This is a genomic window from Bacillus cereus group sp. Bc010, assembly GCF_027716745.1.
Lineage (GTDB): Bacteria > Bacillota > Bacilli > Bacillales > Bacillaceae_G > Bacillus_A > Bacillus_A pacificus.
In genome coordinates, this window is record NZ_JAQFUY010000007.1 from 58,061 (window position 1) to 77,560 (window position 19,500).

Consider the following 19,500-nt stretch of genomic DNA (forward strand, 5'->3'; position numbering starts at 1 on the left):
AAAAGGATATAAGAGATACCCTTTTCCTCTACTAAATACATTCATAAAATTTAACCATTCGTATACTCTGATAACTTTTGCATGTAAAAGGAACGAATGAATAAGAAAAAGACGATTTCAACTACGCCAAAAATAATAAGAACAGCTGAAATTTCTTTGAATAGTGATAGATCAATTACATCTTGGAGCATTTTCGTTGCGAACATTGTATGAATGGATGCCATAATGTAAGGGACGAAAAATAATATACTAAGTTGAATGGTTGCAGAGCGTTTCATCTCTTTATCTGTTACACCGATCTTAGAAATCGTTATATATTTCTCTTGTTCGTTCGTCAAATCTGTATACATTCTAAAATAAAGAACGCTCCCCGCTCCAATAAAGAAAATGACTCCTAGAAATGTCCCGATTAGGAAGTACGTGGCACTACCAGATGTGATTCTGTATAATGAACCTGCTGATTCATAGGAGTATATAATGGCCCCTTCGTGCTGGAATTCTTGTAGATCTTTTTGTATTTTTCGTATAAAATCATCAGCAATTTTATACGTCTTTTCCCAGTTTTGTACTTTATAATTGTACGCTGCTACATGCTTTGTTGTATGTGGCAAGTTATTTACAACAGTATCAGGTAAAATTAAAGTTTGGTATGAAAAATTAGATGGAATGGCCCCTGCTTGTTCATAGCCCTTTACTTGTAATTGCGTATTCGTGCTAGAAAGTGTAATAGACTTTCTATTGTAGCTTGGCTCAAATTCGCTGAATAAGGTTACATAAGCGTTACCTGTTAAGACATATGCTTCATTTTCGTTCATGAATAGTTGTTTCATTCGCAGGGAAGCTGCGAGTTTATTATAGTCACTTTGTTTTATTGCATATATGTCATTATAAGCTGTTATACCTTCATCTTCTTTTAGTGGTGTTTCATATAAATCAGCCTTTATTTTTTTATAAGAGAAATTCTCTTTTTTTAATTGTTGTTCAAGCCAATTTAAATGATCGTCCACAAAAGGATTTGCGTCATAAGAAAAATAAGAGAATGGAAACGGTGAACTTCGCGTAACTTCTAGCTTTGTAAACTTTCCGACTCCATATAGGAACGTAATCATTGTAAAAGCAATTGTAGATAGCATCGCTACAATAAACAGCATATTAATATTCGTTCGGATGCGGCTTGCTAAATCCGAAATCCACAGCATATTAATTCGTTTCATATAAAACTTTCTTCTTTTCTTTAAAATATAAATAAGTAAGAAACTAATTTGAGAAAAGAAAAAATATGTCCCAATTGTCACAAGTGATGGAATCACAAAAATACTTGAAACCATATATATAACGCCTACTTGCGGGTTTATTGAGAAGAAATATTTAGGATTTGCAGCTAAAATATAACCACCTAATAAACAAATCGCACCAAATAGAGAGATGAATATGGATGGTTTTCTTTCTTTTTGTTTCCCACTATTATTCGTTTTTAAAAGGTTTACCGCTCTTTTCGTACGAATTAGCATTGGTGTAAATGAAGATACTGCAATAAAGAGACTCAGAAATACAATTGTTGTTAAAATAAAAGCATTCGTTGGCCAATATAAATATAGTCCTGGTAGATGTGTAATTTTCGCTGTTACTAATAAGAAAAATTGCGAAAAGACAAGTCCAAACTGCATGCCGAAAAAGATAGATAAAATACCAATTAACATATTTTCAGTGAAAATGAGTCGATGTAATTGCTTTTTTGATATACCTAAAACGGTTAACACACCAAATTGCTTTTTCCGAACTTTTAAAAACGATCCGATTGAATAAAGTAGAAAGAAGAACGAGAACAAGACAATGATAACTTCTGAAAAAATCATTAATCCTGAAATTTCTGAGATCATACTGAAATTTTGTAATTTAGGATGAAATAAATAAACAGCAAACGAAAAGAAAACAGCAATGGAAAAAGAACTGCTTACGAAATAAGCAAAATAAGCTCTGGAATTACGTGTTACATTTTTAAAGGCAAACTGCCAAAATGTCATAATACGTACCTCCCGCTAGAAGACAAATATGTAGTTTTATTGCAAAAAATGTATGAGAGTAAGTTCTCATACATTTTGCTAGCATATGTTGCGATCATGCTTCGGTCACCTTCTCCGTATGTTCTGCTTGATTATTTGCAGCGTTGTGGAAGATGATTTTAATCGTCGTTCCTTTACCAACTTCAGAATCTAGTTTGACAGAGTGACCTAAATAATCACAAATTTTACTTACGATATAAAGTCCCATACCAGTAGATTCTCCGAATGTACGGCCGTTTTTCCCAGTGTAAAACGGTTCGAATACTCTTCGAATATCTTCTTGCGGAATACCAACACCTTCATCACGAACTTCTAAAATAATATCTTTTCCATTTCGGTAAGCGGATAAGAATACTTTCTTTCCGCGCTCACCAGAGTAACGAACAGCATTTGTCATTAACTGATAGATGATAAATTTTAGCCATTTCGCATCAGAAGCAACCTTTAAATCAGAATGAACTTCTAAAACAGGGAAGACTCCATTACGAATGAATAGCTCTTTTAATCCGTTAATATTTTTTGTTACCGTATCTTTTAATGAAATCGTCTCGACATGGAAATCTTCATGGAAGTTATTTAACCTAGCCATGTATAAAGCCATATCAAGCCCTTGGTTTAGACGCTCTAATTCTTTTTTAAACTTTGGAATTAAATGTTCGTCTTCCATTTCTAGCACCATAAGCTGCATAACAGAAACAGGTGTCTTCATTTGATGTACCCAATGGTTAATAAATAATTGATGTTCTTGTTGTTTTACTTCGTACGATTGTAGCTCTTTTTGGAATAGACGATACTGCGTGCGCACGAGTTCATTTACACCGTGAGGCATCGGAGCAGTTGCTCTTTCAATAAACGCATCTTCCATTTTTTCTGGTTGCTCACTTAATCTATGGTACATTCTACGATTGCGGACGTAACGGTAAGCGAGGAAACAAATAAATAAGTATAAACTTAAAACGACGAAGTAAAATTTATTATTTTGAAATCCATCTACTGCATCATAAAGAACGAAAATGATACCGAAGTTTAATACGTACAGTAGAAAAAATGCAAAATGATCACGTAAAAATAGCTTCATGCTTATTCACTCCAAGTTGCGTTAAAACGATACCCAAGTCCGCGCACTGTTTCAATAGCATTTTCAATACCAAGCTCATTGAACTTTTTACGAAGACGCGTAATGTTTACGTTTAATGTGTTTTCTTCAACAAAGCTCTCGTCATCCCAAAGCGCAGCTAATAAATCTTCACGGCTCGCCGTACGAGGGAATTTAGATAATAACATTTCTGCTAAAATAGCTTCTTTCTTCGTTAAAAGAACTTGCTCAGATCCAAAATGAATTTCTGGACGCTCTGGGAATAGTTTTAAACCTTCTACTTCAACGATACGTTCAGAAATATTTGGTGCATAATCACCGTAAATACGGCGTAATTGTCCTTTAATTTTCGCCATTACAACGTCATAGTGGAACGGTTTTGTAATATAATCATCCGCACCGCTTTCAATCGCCATAATTTGTTCCATTTCACCAGCACGAGCTGAAATGAAAATAATAGGACAAGTAGATTCATGACGAATTTGGCGGCACCAGTAGAATCCATCGAATTTCGGTAAGTTTACATCAAGTAAAACAAGATGTGGCTTTACAGCGTTAAACGATTCCATAATATCATCGAAGTTCTCCGCAACAACAGCTTCATAGCCATATTTTTGAATGTGAGATTGTAGTAATGATGAAATATTTGGATCGTCTTCAACGATTAAAATTTTATACATATGTATATTCCTCCTAAAAAAACAATTGTAGCTATAGTGTATCATGTGTTTGACGTCTTTTCATTATGTTGAAATATAAGCTAGTAAACAGTATAGGTCAAAAGTGTGAAAAGTAAAAAGGGAGCTGGATACAATTGACAAATAGCGGTAATCAGTTTAATATTTAGGTAAATATCTAAATGTCTAAATATCTAAATGTCTAATTATCGAAAGGAAGAAAGACATTGAATCAAGCGTTCAAAGCATTAGCAGACCCAACAAGGCGAAAAATTTTAGACTTATTAAAAGAAGGTGATCTAACCGCTGGTGAGATTGCTGAACATTTCAATATGACAAAACCAAGTATTTCACACCACTTAAACGCACTTAAAAATGCTGAACTTATTCAAGATGAAAAGAAAGGGCAATTCGTTGTGTACTCTTTAAACACAACGGTATTTCAAGATTTGCTAACTTGGGTGTTTACGTTTACGAATAAGGGGGAAGAGGGGAAATGAGAAAGCATCTTTTTGCAATCTTATTAATTGTTATAACTGGTTTAGCTTGGGCGTTTGCTTGGCCACATTTGCCGGATACAATTGCAACTCATTGGAGCGGCGGTAAAGTAGATGGATATTCTTCTAAACTTTATGGAATGATTTCAATGGTTGGAATTATGATCGTATTATATATATTTCTAAATGTGTTACCAAAGATTGACCCAAAGAAAGCGAATTACGAGAAATTTTCTAAAGCTTTTATGATGATGAATAATGGGGTACTGTTGCTACTATTTATAGGAAATATAGATATTATTACAAGTGGATTAGGATATAACGTACTCATCAATCGAGTGCCAGAATTATTAGTTGGTCTTTTATTTATAGTCATCGGCAACTATTTACCACAATGTAAACCAAATTACTTTGTAGGTATAAAAACACCGTGGACGTTAAGCAACGAAGAAGTGTGGAGAAAAACGCACCGTTTTAGCGGAAAGGTGTTTGTTGCATTAGGGATTATTATGATTTTAAGTGTTTTTGTACCAGTAACGTGGAAATCTTTCGTAATGGTTGGAATTATTATTGGTGCAGTAGGGTTAACGATGGGATATTCCTATATTGCTTATAAAAAAGAACTAAAAATGTAAGACAAAGCTGCTTTTCCTTTTAAGGAAGAGCAGCTTTATTTTTTATTTCCTCAAAACAGGTATCCAAATTTCACTTTTAAAGTTTGGAGAGGATGTATCTTTCTGTTCATTCCACAATATCTCCGGTCCTTCCGCTAGTTCATAGTTCGAAGAAGGGAACCATTCAGAATAAATACGTCCCCATACGTTTTGTAATGTTTCAGGAAATGGGCCGACAGCTTCAAATATAGCCCACGTTGAAGCTGCGACTTCAAGTTGCGCGAATTGCTCTGGACAATCTTTCGTTGTGGCTACTCCAATGTAGTGATCGAGTTCGCCTTTTTCCTCCATTCTGCCTTCAGAAAAGTTAGTAGAAGCACTAATGATTCCATTCGGTTCCATGTTTGAAAGTGACTTTAACGTTTGAATGGACTTTGGATTTAAACTTTTCCACATAGAAGCGATTTCTTCATTTACACCGTTAAATACAATCGGTACTCGTTTTGTAATACCTATAATTCGAAATGGTTCTTTTTCTTCAATTCGATAGTTCATTTCGTTTCCTCCTTGGATGGATAATTGGAAGGTCATTGGTGAATAGGCTTTTAAGGAATGACTACTATTTCGGGCCTCTGAAGGTGTTATGCCGTGTAAGTTTTGAAAGGCGCGAGAGAATGAATCTGGTGAGTTGTATCCATATTTGATAGCGACATCAATGACTTTTGCATCGCTATTTTTTAGTTCAAAAGCAGCGAGAGTAAGACGTCTACAACGAATGTATTCTGATAGTGATATGCCAGCTAGGAAAGAAAACATTCTTTTGAAATGATATTCCGAGCAGTAAGCTAGCTTCGCAACTTCTTTAAAATTAATTTCATTTGTTAAGTTGTTTTCAATATAGCGCATTGCAGCATTCATATTTTTAAGTGAATCCATATTATGACCTCCTCTGTACATAGAATAGCAGGAACGAAATAGCTCCACCCGACATTTCGTGCACAACTTTGTAGGGTACATTTTGTACCTTACAAAATTGTAATGTTCCTGTAAGGAGAATGAATGGATGGCATGATATCCCAATGTTATAGTAACAAAGTACTTTGATTCATTAGGTTAAATTTTGATTTCTTTGCTTACCGGTCTTACGTAACTGTCATGTTTGTGTAAGAAACATCGATAGTGGAAAAAGTAGAGAATGTATATAGTGAAAATAGAGAATAGATGAAATGAGGGATGTCGAGATGAAAACAGTGTTAGAAGCAAAAAATATTGAAAAAGTGTATGACACAGGTGGTAATAAATTTGCAGCGTTAAAAGGTATTAACTTACAAGTAAAAGAAGGTGAGTTCGTTGGAATTATGGGACCTTCTGGTTCTGGTAAGACGACTTTACTAAACGTTCTTTCTACAATTGATAATGCGACGAACGGTGAAATTTTAATTGATGGAAAAGATATCGTGAAAATGAATGATGATAAGTTAGCGTTATTCCGCCGCGATCATTTAGGTTTCATTTTCCAAGATTATAACTTATTAGATACGTTAACTGTAAAAGAGAACATTGCGTTACCTCTTGCGTTATCAAAAGTGAAAGCGAGTGAGATTGATCGCCGCGTTCTTGAAATCTCAAAGAAATTCGGTATTGATCATATTTTAAGTCAGTTCCCATATCAAGTATCTGGTGGACAGAAGCAAAGATGTGCGGCATCACGTGCAATCGTTACAAATCCAAGTATGATTTTCGGGGACGAGCCGACTGGAGCGCTTGATTCTAAATCAGCAACAGATTTACTTGAAAGTATGAAGTCGCTAAATGAATATGACAACTCTACAATTTTAATGGTAACGCACGATGCGTTTGCGGCAAGTTACTGTAAACGAGTTATTTTCATTAAAGATGGTGAGTTATATAAAGAATTGCACCGTGGTGAATTAACGCGTAAACAGTTCTTCCAACAAGTCGTTGACGTAATGTCTTCTATTTCCGGAGGTATGGCTGATGACCTTATCTAGCATTGCCCTCCGCAACATACAGCGGAACTTTAAAGACTACTTTGTATATTTTGCATCTATGATTTTTAGTATCGTTATTTACTTTACATTTAAAGCACTGCAATATAATTCACAAATGGAAAAAGCTGCGGAAGCTTCTAAAAAAATTAGTGGAGCTTTCCAAGTTTCCAGTGTCATGCTAATTATATTCGTAGCGGTGTTCATTATATATTCAAACGGTTTCTTTACAAGGAAACGTAAAAAAGAAGTTGGATTATATTCCTTATTAGGTATTCGTAAAAGACAGATTGGTAAAATGCTCTTTTATGAAAATATGTTAATGGGATTAATGTCTTTAATTATCGGAATTGCGATTGGTAGCGTCCTTTCGAAATTATTCCTTGAACTGCTAGTAAGCATGATGGGATTAAACTTAAACGTTCATTTTGAAGTACCGATAGCTGCCATTATTGATACAGCACTTATTTTCTTTGTGATTATTTTGTATACATCACTTCAAGGATATCGTTTAATTTATCGCTTTAAGTTAATTGAACTTTTCCGTGCAGAACGTGAAGGAGAAGCAATGCCAAAAGGATCTGTCATTATGGCATTCATTTCAGTTGTCTTAATCGGTTCAGGTTATTTCTTAGCATTAATGTTCATGAAGGCAGTTAAATATGCAGACTTTATGGCAGTTGCACTTTATATTTTACTAGCAACAGTATTAGGTACGTACTTACTATTTATGTTCTTTACAGTATTCGTATTGAAACGTGCAAGAACGAATAAATCATCGTTTTATAACGGTATGAATATGGTAACGACGTCACAGCTACTATATCGTATTAAAGGAAATGCAAAGTCACTTGCGACAATTTCTATTTTAAGCGCGGTAACATTAACGGCAGTTGGTACATCAGTTACGATGTATTACAACACATTTACACAGTCAAAAGCAGTTGCGCCTTACAGTTACTCTTATGAGAAAAAAGATGCAGAGCTTGATAAGAAAGTAAATGCGATTTTTGCAGAAGAGAAGAAAGATCACCCGATCAAAGATCAATTTGAAATTGAGACAGTTCCTGTAAAAGGGAAGTTTGAAGGAGACAAAGTTGATTTCATTCTTAACATGAACTATAGGATTTCAGAGAAATATCAGTTTATGTCTCAGTCAGAATTTAATAAATTTGCTAAAAAAATCGACGCAGAAACAGTGAATGTAGCTGCTGGTGAAGCATTTATATATGATAGTTCGTATATGGAAGGGCATGAGTTTAGTCCAACATATAAAGGAAATAAAACGGTATTCCAAATTGGAAATGAAACGAAGACATTAACAATCAAGGATGCAAATAATACTGCAATTACAAACTTAGGTGAACTAGTTGTTGTCGTTTCAGATGAAATGTATGAACAAGCGAAGCAAGCATTTGGAACACGCGTTGTAAAAAATATTGATGTAAAAGATGAAAAAGATAGTAAAGTGTTAACAGAAAAATTAACAAAAGTGATGCCAGCTGGTGAATCAGAAATGGTACTATCATTTAGAGATTTCTACACTGGTTTCCATATGGGGCTTGAAGGAACAGGACTAATGATGTTTATTGGAATGTTCTTAGGTCTTGTATTCTTACTAGCAACAGGTTCTATCATTTACTTTAAACAATTAACAGAAGCAAATGCTGATCGTGAGCGTTATGTTGTACTTCACAAAATAGGGGTCACAAAACAAGAAATGAAAAAAGCTATCGCCAAACAAGTAAGTTTTATCTTTGCAATTCCGTTAGTGATTGGAATTTTGCACAGCTTATTTGCACTAAAAGGTTTAGCAACACTAATACAATTTGAAATTATGATTCCGCTTCTAATGAGTATCGGAGTATACGGTGTTATTTATATTGGATATTACTTCTTAACGGTTCGTTCTTATTATAAGATTGTGAGTGCGAAGTAATAAAGGAGCAGCTATCGCTATAGGCGATAGCTGTTTTTTATTCTTCATAAAATCTTAAGAAATCTCCTCAATTTTTGTTAAGAAACGATAGTTATACTTAGAAACAAGTTAAAAACTATTGAACGAATGGGGAGATGGTTACATGCAACTCATAACATTCTTACACGAATTTATTAAACATCCGAAACATACTGGTGCAATTGCGCCAAGTTCAAAAATATTAGCAAGAAAAATGGTAGATGTAATTGATTTTCATAGAGCGAAATGCATCGTAGAGTTAGGGCCTGGTACAGGGGTTTTTACGAAGGAGATTATGAAGAGAAAAAAGAAGGAAACAATATTTCTTCTTATTGAAATTAATGAAGTGTTTTGCAAAGAGTTACAGAGAAAGTTTAAAGATGAGCAGAACGTCATTGTTGTACACGGTTCAGCTGAAAATATAAAGAAGTATATGGAAGAGTTCCATATAGAATGCGTGGATTACGTCTTATCGGGATTACCTTTTACCTCTTTACCAGAAGAAGTTTCAAAGCGTATTTTAAACAATGTAATGGAATCGATACAAGAAAACGGTGAATTTATTACATTTCAATATTCACTTGTGAAAAAAGGATTTATACAGCATTTCTTCCCTGAAATTACACTAGAAAAAGTGTGGCTCAATTTCCCACCAGCTTACGTCTTTAGCTGTAAAAAAGAGCTAAGGAGAGCATATGCATAATGGAATTACATGAATTATTATCTTATATTGAACAATACGGTTATTGGGCTTTATTTTTCTGTTTATGGTTAGGTATTATCGGTATGCCAATTCCAGACGAAATGATCGTAATGAGTGGTGGCTTTGTCTCTTCACTAGGGATATTAAGTGGCATTCCTGCATTCTTATTAACATATTTAGGCGTTGTATCTGGGCTATCGCTAGGTTATATATTAGGGAAAATATTTGGTAAAAAAGTACTTCATAAGCTAATGAAAAAGAAAAAGGCGAAATATCTTTTGAAATCTCAACAAATGGTAGAGAAATATGGTCATTATGCGTTAGTTACAAGTTACTTCATACCGGTTGTAAGACATATCGTACCGTATGTAGTTGGGATGAATAATATGTCATTTAAGATGTATGCTTTGTATTCTTATACGACAGGATTTGTTTGGACACTCGTTTACTTTATGCTAGGTTCTTTATTTGGACAACATATTGAAAGTATTGTCGCAGTTGCGATAGAGTATGGTGTGTATTTTGGCGTAATTGTCGTTTTGATTGGCAGTTTGTTTTATGTAAAAAGAAGTGCAGTAGTTAGTAAATAGAGGAGGCTGTTCCAAAATACATTTTTGGATGGCCTCTTTTGTTGTTTCTACTGTCAGTTTTTGTCGGTAAGTCGATATTCCTTGTCGAAACGTCGATATATTGAAAAAATCGTTGATATATTTTGAGTTGTGTTCGATATAATTTCATGTACCTAGATGTGATGCCAAATTTCTTCTGCATTAAGAAAAAGTTAAGAAACTGTACGAGTTTTTATTAAGAAATGCGCTCTATACTTAGAAATGTCATAAATAAAAACATAATGAAAGGCGGAATATAGATGAAAAGATTCATTTTTGGAGCAATGATTGTTATTGTAGCAGGAGCGGCATATTTATTAAATGGGAGTGCTGCAATTGATCGAATGAATCCGTTTATTGATTTAGAGAATCATTACGCAATTATTGATAATGATGGAAAAGAATTAGGCGGAAATAAAGGCCGTGAGTATACAGTGAAAGCCTATGATGAGAAAGGCGAGTCAAAAGAAGTTACGATTAGTGAGGTTGATGAGTTACCGAAAGGTTCGTATTGGCACGTAATTACAAGAGGGAAGTTTTTACATGATAAAGTGCAAGTAACGATAGATAAAATTCCTGATGGCGCGAAGGTAAAGTTAGGATTGTAAGTATAAACCCGATTCTTGATGAGAGAATCGGGTTTGTTATTTTATAGTAAAATAGAGAGGGGAGGAGTGAGAGTGATGCTACTCATTGTTAGTCTTATATTAATTGGGATTATGTGTAGTATGAGGATAGTATCTTTACATATGATAGAACGCCAAAAAATAGAAGAACGATATGTATATTGTCCAAAATGTGATACGAAAATTAGAAAAGGGAATTCTGCTCCTTTTTGTTCGAAATGTAAGTTAATATTTTAACTATATTAAATCCAAAATCATAAGAATTGATTTTGGATTTTTCTTTTTAAGAAAATATTAAGAAACCCCATTACTATTTGTTAAGAAAATGTATTTATACTGAATTCTGTTGCTTAAAGAGAACATCACGACTTATAACAGGAGGTACAGATAGATGAAAATAATGTTAGAAGCGAAAGGGATTTCGAAAATATATGATACAGGCGGAAATACGTTTGAAGCGTTGAAAGATATTCATATGCAGGTGAAAGAAGGAGAGTTTGTCGGGATTATGGGACCGTCTGGTTCTGGTAAGACGACGCTTTTGAATGTCCTTTCTACTATTGATACGGCTTCAAAGGGTGAGATTTTAATTGACGGAAAAGATATTGTGAAGATGAATGATGATGAATTGGCACTATTTCGCCGTAATCATTTAGGATTCATTTTTCAAGATTATAACTTATTAGATACGTTAACAGTGCGAGAAAATATTGCTCTGCCGCTCGCTTTATTAAAGGTGAAGGCGAAAGAAGTAGAATCTCGCGTTGAGACGATTGCGAAAAATTTTGGAATAGATCATATTTTAAATCAGTATCCGTATGAAGTGTCAGGTGGACAAAAACAACGCTGCGCAGCATCAAGAGCGCTTGTAACAAATCCAAGTATGATTTTTGGAGATGAGCCAACCGGTGCGCTTGATTCCAAGTCAGCGACAGATTTATTAGAAAGTATGAAGACATTGAATGAAAAAGATTTTGTGACGATTTTAATGGTAACGCACGATGCGTTTGCGGCAAGTTATTGTAAACGAGTTGTATTTATTAAAGATGGAAAGTTATATAAAGAATTACATCGTAAAGGGATGACACGAAAACAGTTCTTCCAGCAAATTATGGATATGATGTCTTCCATATCTGGAGGTGCGACAAATGAGCTTATCTAGCATTGCACTTCGTAATATAAAACGAAATTTTAAGGATTATTTTATATACTTTGCCTCTATGATTTTTAGTATTGTCATTTATTTTACGTTTAAGGCGCTGCAATACAATTCACAAATAAGTAAAGCCGGAGATAACATCGGACGAGGATTCCAACTTGCGAGTGTCATGCTTATTATTTTCGCTGCGATATTTATTATATATTCCAATGGTTTCTTTACACGAAAGCGAAAGAAAGAGATAGGTCTTTATTCTTTACTCGGTATTCGAAAGAAAGAAATAGGTAAAATGCTTTTTTATGAAAATATGTTAATGGGTTTATTATCGTTAGTAATCGGAATTGTAATTGGTAGTTTACTTTCAAAAGGGTTCCTAGAGTTATTTTTAAATATGTTAGAGCTACATGTAAATGTTCATTTTGAAGTGCCAATTGGAGCGGTTATAGATACAGCAGCTATTTTTTGTTTTATTATTTTATACACGTCGTTTAAAGGATACCGCATTATTTATCAATTTAAGTTAATCGAGCTATTCCGTGCAGATAACGAAGGCGAAGTCATGCCGAAAGGTTCTAAAATAATGGCTATCATTTCTTTATTATTAATTGGATCAGGTTATTTCTTGTCAGTAACGGCTATTAAAAATTCGAACAATGATAACTTTATGCCACTTGCACTTTACATTTTATTAGCAACAGTACTTGGAACGTATTTATTATTTATGTTCTTTACAGTCTTTGTATTAAAAAGAGGGCGAAACAAAAAATCTTCATTCTATAACGGAATGAAAATGGTGACAACATCTCAATTACTATACCGCATTAAAGGAAATGCAAAATCGTTAGCGACAATTGCAGTATTAAGTGCAGTAACGTTAACAGCGGTTGGAACTTCTGTAACAATGTATTACAACACGTATATACAGGCAAAGAAATATAAACCAGTTAGTTATTCATATGAACTGAAAGATACTCATGTGGATCGTAAAGTAAATAAGATTTTAAAAGAAGAAAAGACTGAAGTCATTCATCAATATGAGTTAGAGACGGTAAAAGTAATAGGAGAATATGGTGATGGAACTTCATTACAATCAAGAACAACAGAAATTATCGCACAATCATCATTTAATACAATCGCAAAATATTTAAATGAAGAAACTGTAGATTTAAAGAAGAACGAGTTGTATGCATTTGATGGCATGTACAGTGAAGGTAAGAGAGATAGTGGCGTATATAAAAATCGAAAAGCTACATTCCCAATTGGAGAAGTAGCACCAGTACAAGTGAAAGATGTACAAGCACAAAACATTACAAACTTATATGAACTTCTAGTTGTTGTTCCAGACGAAGTATATGAGCTAGCAAAGAAGACAATTGGCTCTCATACCGTGAAAAATATTGATGTGAAGGACGAAAGAAATAGTAAAGTATTAACAGAGAAATTAAAGAAAGTAATACCGGAAGAAGATGCAGAAGGTAAAGAACAATTTAGTGATTTCTACACTATTTTCCGTGAAGGCATTGAAATATCAGGTTTAATGATGTTTAGTGGTATGTTCTTAGGACTTGTATTTTTACTTGCAACAGGATCTATCATTTACTTCAAACAATTAACAGAAGCATATGCAGATCGTGAGCGTTACATCGTTCTTCGAAAACTCGGTGTCACGAGAAAAGAAATGAAAAAGGCAATTGCAAAACAAATGAGATTTAACTTCTTCATTCCTTTAGTAGTTGGTATATTACACACTTTATTTGCGCTGAAAGGATTAGCGACAGTTATTCCATATGAAATTGCAGTTCCGTTATTAATTAGCATCGGTGTGTATAGTGTTATTTACATTGGTTATTATTACGTAACGATTTGTTCTTATTTTAGGATTGTTAGTAAATAAAAAATGGATTCAAACTAAAAAAAGCGTAAGAGAACATAGTGTAAATGATGTTCTTTTACGCTTTTTTATCATTATTTATGTCCTAAAATATGCTCAATCTCATGCAAACTTAATTTACTTGCCTTAGCAATCGTTTCAAGTGGTATACCAAGATCATACATACTTTTAATCATTTGAATTTTTCCTTGTTGAACCCCTTCTTTTCGCCCTTTTTCTATACCTTGTTCTAAGCCCTTTGCTAAGCCCTTTTCCATACCCCTTTTCATACCTTCTGTCTCTGCATGGGCGAATTTTGCGGCCTCATCCATTAAAACTTTTTCCCTTGCGTCATAGGCTTGTCGGAAAGAGGAATCTTGACTCATACGTTCCCACTTGTTTATTGCTTTGTAAAATAGGATCTCGGTTCATAGCAATATCCTCCAATGTTTTAGTTAAGTGTTCATCCTCATTTGCTGAAAGCAATAAAAGCCAACGAACAAATGGATCTTTCCACGGATTTACTTTTTCTTCATGCCATTGTGTTGTTAACTTTGGAATTTCTATAATGTGAATCTCTATGTCATCACTCAAGAGTTTCTGTTGTTGTGTATTCCATAACGTTCCAGTTGTATGAAATTCTTTGTGATCTAAAAACATTATGAAGTTCAATAAATTAATGGTGATGGTTTTACGAAGTGCACTGTAGGGCATACCTTTTTGTAACTGAGATGTGTATAATTTTCCCCAATAATATAAACTGCGTTTCATCATATCATGATTATTATTAAGCTGTATTTCTACATTTACTTTTGTCCCTGTGTCTAATGTTGCTGAGATGTCTAGAATTGATAATTTATCATTTGCGTGTTCTCGGTGTAAATGTGGATCTTCTAATTGTAGAGAAGCAATAGGTGACTCTAAAGACTCTTGTAACATCGCGTTTAAAAAGGCAATGAGAATATCTTCACTACCATTCGTACCAAACAATTGTTTAAATGCAAAATCAATGCGTAAATTCACTAATTGTTGGTTGAACAAATTTTGTCCTCTCCCTTATAATAAGGTGCTTCTTTTCTTCATTGTATCTAATAATAACTAGAGTATGCAAACAAGCCATTCTTCTATTTTTGAGTAGTATTGTTAGAATGTCACAGGCAAGCATATCTATGTTATACTCTAGCGAAATTGAAAAGTTTATCCGACTTTAATGGGCAGTAAGACCCCCACCTCAAAATGCAGCGGAAGCAAAGAAGTTAGGTGGGGGATGAAGAAAAAAACCACTGAATAAAGTTTCACTTTATTCGTGCCAGTTAGCCCATTTAGTATTTAACATATTTTTTTCTTCTTCTGAAATTATATTGTCTTTATACCAGGGCAGATGTTTACATGTAAAATTATCAGCTACCCTTACGGCATTATAAAAACCGTTACTAATAAATTTTTTATTGTAAACAGCAAAAGTCGTATCAATCCCAGCGTTGAAAACTTTAGGGTTATTGTATTTAGTTATAGGAAAAAGCCAATACTGCATTTCCCATTCTGTTACTGTACATTCCTCGTTTGACATGAGGTCCCAGTTGAAATTAGGCGTAGGTATAATGTCTAAAGCAAGTCCGGCTTTAAAGAGTGAAAGCTCAATTGTTAATTGCTTTAAATACTCTAAAAAGTTATCTGGCATTTTTTCATTAAAAGATAAATCAGGATCAGTTACAGCAAAGAAATCTGGAAGTAAATCGAAAAAATAGGGAATTACAAAAAAACGTGGCCCATAGTTCTCTGCATTCTTTACTAAATTATATTTAGTTGATATTTGCTCATAAAAAGCAAGCAGAGCAGGAGCGGTTGAATTATTATCCCAAATCCATATATCTTCATTTTTTATCTTTTTGTTTTCTAATTGTTTTAACATATTTTTTACATAAGTGACATTATTGAAGGCTATCACTATTATAGGAATGTTGGAATTATATTTTAAGTTTTTTATATTAGAAAGACTTAGTTCGTTCTTACATTCGAACATGATTTATAACACCTCCCAGCAAAAATAAAATACACTGCATTAGAAACAACATTCCAATATATGCGTAAGTAAGAGGAATGGAAGCGGTGTGCGGCCTATATATGATGGAAGTAGGAAAAGTAGTTTTGTTAAGGTAGATTGAGTATACGAATAGTGATGAAAGAGGAATTTTTCTAGCTACATGAGAGCACGGTAAACGTTAGATAATATTAATGAAAAGGTGATACATGTGCAAAAAGAGATTTTAAGGTTATTAGATAAAAAGCAAAGTAACTATGAATTTCCTGCCTTTGATAATGAATATATGGATATTTCGCAAGTGAAATTCTCTCTTTTTTTTAAAGATAATAAGGATTGGTTAATGGCGTTTCAACTTGTTGGTGTAGGTTCATTGGGTGTGTTTAATGATATTCAAGTATATGGAGATAGAATTACTCATTCAATGGGTGATGATTGTATTTTACAATTAAATGATGGCGATTATGAGTTGTTTGATGATGAAGGTGAATTTATACCGAATATTTATAACGGCAGTTTAAAAATTCGTGAGCATCATTTTGAATATCAATTTACAGAAGAAGATTATATAAATAATGGAATAGAAGTACAAACGACAGAGCATTATCCAACATACTTTATGCGTATGCTTGCTACTAATAATGAAGCACGAAATTTATTATGGTGGAGTAAAGAAGGGATTTTAGAAGAGTTTGATTTAGAAGGCAACTGGGAAGTAGCGTATGAAACGGAAGAATGGCAACATGTTGAGGAAGAGAAAGTAAGTGAAAATGAATTCTTCCAATCAGTAGCCGCTGCAATAGAGAAGAAAGATCCAAGTGTTATTGTGAATAAGAACGCTAATACACATTGGAAAAATTGGGTGGAGTTTGATTACGAAAACTCATATTAAAATATCTTTCTAATAAAAAAGACGAGCTAAAATGTTAAAACTTTAGCTCGTCTTTTTGTATTACACAACCGCAGGATTATAAATCATCGTAAAGTGCCCTTGTAATACTTCAATATGACAAGGTGTATGCAGTAAGCTTTCTCCATCTGTATCTACTTCTTTTTCTTCTTCTGTTTCAATATGAATGGATTTCGCTTTTACGTGGAAGATGTCATTTTCATTTGAGTCTTCAAATAGTTTCTTTCCGATATAATCTTTAAATGCTTGAATGCCTGTTGATTTTACGACAAAAATATCAAGTGTGCCGTCATCACATTTTACGTTCGGAATAAAGGAAGGAATACCGCCAAGATATTCACCGTTTCCAACCATAACAAGGACAGCTTCGTCTTCATATACTTGTCCGTCGTACGTGATTTTAACTGGGAATGTTTCAGCATTTTTAACAGTTCGAATAGTGCTTAAGTAGTAACCAATTTTACCAAGCTTTGCTTTCTCTTCTGCATCGATATTGTTTGATACTTCAGATACGAGTCCAATGCCCCAGAAGTTTAAGAAATGTTGTCCGTTTGCTTTTGCAACATCAACTGGTTTTACATGTTCCTGTGTGATAAGCTTTGCTGCTTCTGCAATGTTTTGCGGAACGCCGAGTGTGCGAGAGAAGTCATTGCAAGTTCCCCCTGGAATGATTGCAAGTGTAGGTCTAGTTTCAAGAGGCGCTAAGCCATTTGTGCATTCAAATACAGTGCCGTCACCACCAAAGACGATAATTAAATCTACTTTACTAGCAAACTCTTGGCAATATTTCGTTGCATCACCTTGCTTTTTCGTATGAAGGATATGTAAGTCAGGAAAAGTAGCCGCAAGAGGTGGTACGATTTTCGCCAAATTTGTATGTAAGTCGCCTTGTCCAGCTTTTGGATTTACGATGAGGAGTACTTTTTCAAATTTTGTCTTTGTCATATTTCATCTCTCCCTGTTTTTTGTAATGGAAAGAAAGGAGCTGTCCTCATGTATTTCAGAACAGCTTCTTCCTATTTAATAGGGTGCTAAGATTGTCAGTTATTGTCGGTAAGTCGATATATTTAAAAAATCGCCGATATAATTTGAGTTATGGTCGATATATTTAAAAAATCGCCGATATAATTTGAGTTACGGTCGATATATTTTGAAAATCGCCGATATAAATTTCATGTACTATCGATTTTTTAAGTTATACGATTATTCCGTTACAACTGAAGCGATAAATGGTAAGTTACGATATTTTTCTGCACAGTCGATACCGTAGCCAACGATAAATTCGTCTGGAATTTGGAAGCCAACATATTCAGCTTTTAAGTCTACTTTACGACGCTCAGGTTTATCGAGTAATGTACAGAATTTGAGTGCCTTCGGCTTATGCATAAAGAAGTGATCTTTTAAGAAGTGAAGTGTTAAACCAGAATCGATAATGTCTTCTACAACAATTACATTTTTTCCAGTAATGTTTACATCGATATCTTTTAATAGTTTTACTTTGCCAGTTGTTTCTGTTTGATTTCCGTAGCTAGATGCAGAAATAAAGTCGATTGTCACATCGTTTTTAATGTGACGAATTAAATCAGCAGCGAATACGAAAGATCCTTTTAATACAGCGATGACTACGATTTCTTCTCCTTCAAAATCACGTTCGATTTGAAGTGCTAGTTCTTTTACTTTTTCTTGTAATTGTTCTTCAGAAATTAAAGTGTCTTTTATTTCAATATTCATTGGAGTCCTCCTACAGTGTAAAACTTGCGAACATTTCGACTGTAAAGGATAGAAAGGAAAAAGTCAAAGAAGATATAAGTTTTTTACAAAAATACCCACAAAATAGTCAGATGATATGATATACTGATTATAATAAAGAAAACGCTTCCATAAAGGGTGATTATGATGAAAAAGAAAGAGTATACAAGTGCAACATTTATAAAAGCATTACTTTTAACAATTGTTCTTGGCTTGTTAGCTTACATAATTGATGTACCAGCGATTCGGATTTCACTAATTGGAATGACTTTAGTATTAGGCGCAATTTCTCATGGTATGATGTCGCAGCTACAAGAAGCTGGACTTGATGATATGAAAGATCATATAGATAAGAAATAAGAGACCTTCACATATGCATAGTGAAGGTTTTTTTGTTTCTTACAAAAATGTAAGGTAGTTGTAAGGGAAATCGATAGTTGCATAGTAGTGTTTTGGATAAACTATGGGTGTAAGGTAAAAGGCAAGCATATTTTAGGTAAATTCAGTTTTAGGCACTCTATATGTGAAAAAGGAGTAGGAGGGCATGGAGAAACGTTGGACGACCTTTTCTTTTTTAGCAACTAGCAACACCGTAATGCTAGCTGGCGAGATGGATTTTTTGCACTTGTTTGATCGAGAAGACGATCATTCTTCTTCTAAATTTACAATGAAATGGAATAAATGGAGCGAAAGTTGTAGGTTGGAAGAAGAGGCCCCTAACGAAGAGCAAAAAATTATTTTGACAAACCCTATTAAAGCGTGGGTTGTTCAACGTCGTAAGTGTAACGTCAAAAATCACTTAAAGAAAACTGAGCCGAGACAATTAGTTATCGCTCCGGCCCGTTCTACTTCTAAATCACGCGAAAGTAACATGTAAATAATTGAGACACACACCCGAAAAGAGCATTGATACAGTGCTCT

General features: G+C 34.1%; 20 protein-coding genes and 1 pseudogene. 13 read left to right on the plus strand and 8 right to left on the minus strand.

Annotation, left to right across the window (positions count from 1 at the left end):
* Positions 1-50 precede the first annotated feature (50 nt).
* The 3 genes from PDQ68_RS10905 to PDQ68_RS10915 form a co-directional block, all read right to left on the minus strand.
* Positions 51-2,024: an FtsX-like permease family protein gene (locus PDQ68_RS10905; protein WP_270786686.1), complete on the minus strand. Its 1,974-nt coding sequence runs from the start codon at positions 2,022-2,024 to the stop codon at positions 51-53.
* A gap of 94 nt (positions 2,025-2,118) precedes the next feature.
* The gene (locus PDQ68_RS10910) at positions 2,119-3,141 is read right to left on the minus strand and encodes a sensor histidine kinase (RefSeq protein ID WP_000765345.1); all 1,023 of its coding nucleotides are present in this window, start codon (positions 3,139-3,141) and stop codon (positions 2,119-2,121) included.
* A gap of 2 nt (positions 3,142-3,143) precedes the next feature.
* Positions 3,144-3,839 carry a response regulator transcription factor gene (locus PDQ68_RS10915; RefSeq protein ID WP_000276737.1) on the minus strand — a complete coding sequence of 232 codons (696 nt, stop codon included), beginning with the start codon at positions 3,837-3,839 and terminating at the stop codon, positions 3,144-3,146.
* Between the two features lie 224 nt (positions 3,840-4,063).
* On the opposite strand from PDQ68_RS10915, the gene PDQ68_RS10920 reads away from it, so the two are divergent.
* Positions 4,064-4,336, plus strand: a complete 273-nt coding sequence (locus PDQ68_RS10920) for an autorepressor SdpR family transcription factor (protein ID WP_001070526.1) — start codon at positions 4,064-4,066, stop codon at positions 4,334-4,336.
* Positions 4,333-4,968 (plus strand): SdpI family protein, encoded by a 636-nt coding sequence (locus tag PDQ68_RS10925; RefSeq protein WP_061183676.1) that lies wholly within the window; start codon positions 4,333-4,335, stop codon positions 4,966-4,968. The genes PDQ68_RS10920 and PDQ68_RS10925 overlap by 4 nt, the downstream gene beginning before the upstream one ends.
* Before the next feature lie 42 nt (positions 4,969-5,010).
* Here the strand turns inward: PDQ68_RS10925 and PDQ68_RS10930 are convergent, their stop codons facing one another.
* Complete coding sequence (locus PDQ68_RS10930; RefSeq protein WP_061183677.1) at positions 5,011-5,883, minus strand: AraC family transcriptional regulator; 873 nt, start codon at positions 5,881-5,883, stop codon at positions 5,011-5,013.
* A 305-nt stretch (positions 5,884-6,188) separates the two neighbouring features.
* Between PDQ68_RS10930 and PDQ68_RS10935 the strand changes: the two genes are divergently transcribed.
* From PDQ68_RS10935 to PDQ68_RS10970, 8 genes are all read left to right on the plus strand, one after another.
* The gene (locus tag PDQ68_RS10935; protein ID WP_000859654.1) at positions 6,189-6,959 is read left to right on the plus strand and encodes an ABC transporter ATP-binding protein; all 771 of its coding nucleotides are present in this window, start codon (positions 6,189-6,191) and stop codon (positions 6,957-6,959) included.
* Complete coding sequence (locus PDQ68_RS10940) at positions 6,946-8,895, plus strand: ABC transporter permease (protein ID WP_016718764.1); 1,950 nt, start codon at positions 6,946-6,948, stop codon at positions 8,893-8,895. Before PDQ68_RS10935 ends, PDQ68_RS10940 begins: the two co-directional genes overlap by 14 nt.
* Before the next feature lie 142 nt (positions 8,896-9,037).
* The gene (locus PDQ68_RS10945; protein WP_016718763.1) at positions 9,038-9,616 is read left to right on the plus strand and encodes a class I SAM-dependent methyltransferase; all 579 of its coding nucleotides are present in this window, start codon (positions 9,038-9,040) and stop codon (positions 9,614-9,616) included.
* Positions 9,616-10,206, plus strand: coding sequence for a DedA family protein (locus PDQ68_RS10950; protein ID WP_061183678.1), 591 nt, complete (start codon positions 9,616-9,618; stop codon positions 10,204-10,206). The genes PDQ68_RS10945 and PDQ68_RS10950 overlap by 1 nt, the downstream gene beginning before the upstream one ends.
* 278 nt (positions 10,207-10,484) lie before the next feature.
* On the plus strand, positions 10,485-10,832 hold the full coding sequence (locus PDQ68_RS10955) for a YxeA family protein (RefSeq protein WP_016718761.1): 348 nt from the start codon (positions 10,485-10,487) through the stop codon (positions 10,830-10,832).
* Positions 10,833-10,907: 75 nt separating this feature from the next.
* Positions 10,908-11,087, plus strand: a complete 180-nt coding sequence (locus PDQ68_RS10960) for a hypothetical protein (RefSeq protein WP_061183708.1) — start codon at positions 10,908-10,910, stop codon at positions 11,085-11,087.
* 154 nt (positions 11,088-11,241) lie between these two features.
* The gene (locus PDQ68_RS10965) at positions 11,242-12,012 is read left to right on the plus strand and encodes an ABC transporter ATP-binding protein (protein ID WP_061183679.1); all 771 of its coding nucleotides are present in this window, start codon (positions 11,242-11,244) and stop codon (positions 12,010-12,012) included.
* A complete protein-coding gene (locus PDQ68_RS10970) occupies positions 11,999-13,903 on the plus strand; it encodes an ABC transporter permease (RefSeq protein WP_061183680.1) in 1,905 nt (634 codons plus the stop codon). Before PDQ68_RS10965 ends, PDQ68_RS10970 begins: the two co-directional genes overlap by 14 nt.
* A 71-nt stretch (positions 13,904-13,974) precedes the next feature.
* Here PDQ68_RS10970 and PDQ68_RS10975 read toward each other — a convergent pair.
* Both PDQ68_RS10975 and PDQ68_RS10980 read right to left on the minus strand, forming a co-directional pair.
* Positions 13,975-14,920, minus strand: a pseudogene (locus PDQ68_RS10975) (Rpn family recombination-promoting nuclease/putative transposase).
* 259 nt (positions 14,921-15,179) lie between these two features.
* A complete protein-coding gene (locus PDQ68_RS10980; protein WP_016718757.1) occupies positions 15,180-15,902 on the minus strand; it encodes a glycosyltransferase family protein in 723 nt (240 codons plus the stop codon).
* Positions 15,903-16,131: 229 nt separating this feature from the next.
* Here PDQ68_RS10980 and PDQ68_RS10985 point away from each other — a divergent pair, with 229 nt between their 5' ends.
* Positions 16,132-16,812 carry a DUF7003 family protein gene (locus PDQ68_RS10985; RefSeq protein ID WP_061183681.1) on the plus strand — a complete coding sequence of 227 codons (681 nt, stop codon included), beginning with the start codon at positions 16,132-16,134 and terminating at the stop codon, positions 16,810-16,812.
* A 60-nt stretch (positions 16,813-16,872) separates the two neighbouring features.
* Here the strand turns inward: PDQ68_RS10985 and PDQ68_RS10990 are convergent, their stop codons facing one another.
* Positions 16,873-17,775, minus strand: coding sequence for a diacylglycerol/lipid kinase family protein (locus tag PDQ68_RS10990; protein WP_061183682.1), 903 nt, complete (start codon positions 17,773-17,775; stop codon positions 16,873-16,875).
* 258 nt (positions 17,776-18,033) lie between these two features.
* Entirely contained in the window at positions 18,034-18,561 is a 528-nt protein-coding gene (gene hpt / locus PDQ68_RS10995) for a hypoxanthine phosphoribosyltransferase (RefSeq protein ID WP_001019304.1), read from the minus strand.
* A 162-nt stretch (positions 18,562-18,723) separates the two neighbouring features.
* Between hpt and PDQ68_RS11000 the strand changes: the two genes are divergently transcribed.
* Together PDQ68_RS11000 and PDQ68_RS11005 are read left to right on the plus strand one after the other, a co-directional pair.
* Complete coding sequence (locus PDQ68_RS11000) at positions 18,724-18,939, plus strand: hypothetical protein (RefSeq protein ID WP_029141217.1); 216 nt, start codon at positions 18,724-18,726, stop codon at positions 18,937-18,939.
* 184 nt (positions 18,940-19,123) lie between these two features.
* Entirely contained in the window at positions 19,124-19,456 is a 333-nt protein-coding gene (locus PDQ68_RS11005) for a hypothetical protein (protein ID WP_000415599.1), read from the plus strand.
* Positions 19,457-19,500: the final 44 nt, after the last annotated feature.